Raw genomic sequence first — 2,976 nt, 5'->3', positions numbered from 1 at the left:
ACAGCCCGCCGGAACCCCACCGGCGGGCTCTTCTCATCCCCGAACATCACCATCGTGAGTGGCAAACCCGTCACGATTTTGAATGGCAACCAACACTGAGGTTGAACACCTCTCCCGTATGTCCCCGGCAGTCCTACTCGTGGCTGGGTTCCCATACGGAGCAGTCGTGTGCGAAGAGCACCCTGCGTGGGTCGAATGCGAGGAGTCGTTCCAGCCAGGGCTGGTAGGTGGGAAGGGGTGGTTCGAGGGGCCGGCAAGCGAGGTGGTCCGAGGCGAAGTGGGCTGCGAAGTCGTGTGCCTGGCCGGCCAGGATGACGGTGCCTTCGTTCTGCTGGATCACGAGGGATTGGTGCCCCTGGGTGTGACCGGGGGTGGGGATGATCCAGACTCCGGGCCAGAGTTCCGTTTCGCCGGTGATCTCCAGGTAGTTGGCGCCGGGGAATTCGACGAGTTCGTCGATGGTGTGGCCGCCTCGGCGGGCGGTGGCCAGTTCCGTCGTCTGCACCACGATGGGCTTGTCGCTGAACAAGGGGTTGCCGCCGCAGTGGTCGAAATGAAGATGGCAGTTCACCACGAGGGAGATGTCAGCAGGGGTGACTCCCGCGGCTGCGAGGGCAGCTTCGAGCGGCCGGCGTTGTGGCCGGTAGTGGGCTTCGGTTTCGGCGTCGGCGGCTCCGATGCCGGTATCGAAGAGGACCAGTCCTTCCTCGCACTGGGCCAAGTAGGCGAGTACTGGTTCCACGCGTGGTCGTGGGCCCCCGGTTTCTGATGCCGGCCGGACGAAGTAGCCCAGGTCGAGTCGACGCACTGCCGTCTTCTTCTCCATCGGGTCAGGCTGGCAGGCGCCTGGGGCCTCTGCTTGCGAGTTCTGCCGGTAGCAGATCGAAGCCGGGCTCACATGATCGCTGTCGCGCGCGTGGCTGCTCGGCTCGAGCACGTGCGACTCGCGCATGCCGCGTGAAGGGCCGATCCCGGGGTGAGGGGCCCCGCGTGCTGCTCGGGCCGCGTGGGCTGGCCCGAGTGCGGCCGGCAGGACGGCGCCGGCCTTCAGTGTCGCGCCGCTGGCCGCTGTGCCGGGCCGGTAGAGGCTGACCGCCCCGCCGCGCTGTCGGGGACGGAGCGCAGCGGCGGGGCGTGCGGGTGGGGGCGGGTGTCGTCCAGGCCGCGCGGCGCACGGCGAGGGATGTCCGGCCTCGACGGCGGCCATGGATGAGCATCAAGCGGAGGTTGGCATTGCCGGAGCGACAGTCGGGCTGGCGGCTGACGTCATCCAGGGAGGCCGCGGCCACGATCTCGTTGCTCCCGGCGCACTGGGCCTCGTACGACGCACGCGCGCGGCCGGGAGTGCGCCCCCGCTCGCTTCGAGGGAACCGGATGCGCACCTCCGGCCGTGGTTGAGGTCCGGGTGTCACCGGTCGTGGTTCAGGCCCGCGTGTAGCCGCCGTCGGCGAAGAGTTCGGCGCCGGTGACGAACGACGAGGCGTCCGATGCCAGGAAGAGGGCGGCCTCGGCGATTTCCTCGGCGTCGGCCAGCCGCCCCAGTGGCACGGTGGCCTCGGCGAACCGGTCGACGTCCGGCCCCGCGGCGCCCAGCAGGCCAGGGGTCCGGGTGGGTCCCGGGCTGAGCACGTTGACCCGGAACCGGCGCTCGCGCGACTGCCGGGCCCAGTTGTGCACGAGGTTGCTCACGGCCGCCTTGGAGGCGCTGTAGACCTCGAGGTGCTCATTGGGCCGCAGGCTGTTGCTCGAGCCGACGACCAGGATGGAGGCGTTCTCCGCCAGCAGCGGAAGAGCCTTCTGAACGGTGAACAGTGGGCCCTTGACGTTGACGGCGAGCGTCAGGTCGACGTTCGCCTCGGTGTGGGCGCCGAGCGCGGCGTCCGCGACGATTCCCGCGTTGGCCACCAGCACGTCGATGCGTCCGGCCTCCTCGCAGACTCGCGTGTAGAGCGCGTCCAGATCGGCCAGGACCGAGACGTCGGCTCGTACGCCGGTGGCCGCAGGGCCCAGCTCCTTGACTGCCGCTTCGAGGCGGTCGGCGTCCCGGCCGGTCACGAAGACCCGTGCGCCTTCCCGGACGAAGCGGTGGGCGATGGCCAGCCCGATCCCGCTGGTCCCTCCGGTGATCACGGCCACCTTCTCCTGCAGCGCGCCTGGCATGTCGAACCCCTTCAGTTATGGAATGGATCGTCCATAACGTAGGCAGTAATGGACGATCGAGTCAAGAATGGATAGGCTGAGAGCATGGCGAGACCACGCGCATTCGACGAACGCCAAGTCCTGGAGCGGGCCCGGGAACAGTTCTGGGCGACGGGCTATGCGGGAACCCGGATGGACGACATCGCCCAGGCGACCGGCCTGGGCAAGGGCAGCCTGTACGGCGCATTCGGCGACAAGGGCAAGCTGTTCCACCGTGTGTTCGGCGACTGGTGCACCGCAGTCGTCGAGGTGGCCGAAGCGCGGCTGGCAGGTGGCCCGGACTCAGAGGCCTTGGCCCGGCTGTCGGGATACGTGCACCTCATGGCGGAGAACACGGCCTCCGACACCGAGCGCCGCGGGTGCCTGCTGGCCAAGGGCGCGGCGGAGTTGGCCCAGCACGATCCGACGGTCGCCGGACGGTCGGCCCAGACCATGACGGCACTGCTGACCCTGCTGCGCACGGAGATCAGCGCCGCCCAGCGCCACGGCGACATCGACGCCGCTGCGGATCCGGAGCGGTTGGCGGCACTGCTGCTGACAGTGGTCCGCGGTATCGAGGCGGTAGGCAAGGCAGGCCTGGACCCGGAGACGCTGCGGAACATCGCAGACACAACGCTGGCGGTCCTGCCCATGCCCGAGGGGCGGGAACGCCTCGCAACCGGGCGCAGTCCGGCCCGCGAGAACTAGGGTCCGTCTTCAAAGATCATCGGATGGTGGATCATGGTGAAGTGATACGTCGCCATGAACTCACCGATCAGGAGTGGGAGTTACTCGCTC

3 protein-coding genes are annotated in these 2,976 nt (G+C 68.7%); 1 reads left to right on the top strand and 2 read right to left on the bottom strand.

What is annotated here, in order from left to right:
- Positions 1–133: 133 nt before the first annotated feature.
- Both ACIRD7_RS43285 and ACIRD7_RS43280 read right to left on the bottom strand, forming a co-directional pair.
- On the bottom strand, positions 134–826 hold the full coding sequence (locus ACIRD7_RS43285; RefSeq protein ID WP_403461575.1) for an N-acyl homoserine lactonase family protein: 693 nt from the start codon (positions 824–826) through the stop codon (positions 134–136).
- Between the two features lie 596 nt (positions 827–1,422).
- Positions 1,423–2,160, bottom strand: a complete 738-nt coding sequence (locus ACIRD7_RS43280; RefSeq protein WP_403461574.1) for an SDR family NAD(P)-dependent oxidoreductase — start codon at positions 2,158–2,160, stop codon at positions 1,423–1,425.
- Between the two features lie 84 nt (positions 2,161–2,244).
- On the opposite strand from ACIRD7_RS43280, the gene ACIRD7_RS43275 reads away from it, so the two are divergent.
- Positions 2,245–2,886: a TetR/AcrR family transcriptional regulator gene (locus ACIRD7_RS43275; protein WP_403461573.1), complete on the top strand. Its 642-nt coding sequence runs from the start codon at positions 2,245–2,247 to the stop codon at positions 2,884–2,886.
- The last annotated feature ends 90 nt before the right edge of the window (positions 2,887–2,976 follow it).

Source organism: Streptomyces sp. NPDC093568 (assembly GCF_044764945.1).
Lineage (GTDB): Bacteria > Actinomycetota > Actinomycetes > Streptomycetales > Streptomycetaceae > Streptomyces.
Note: the sequence above shows the minus strand (reverse complement) of the source record. Positions and strands in the feature narration are given on the sequence as shown.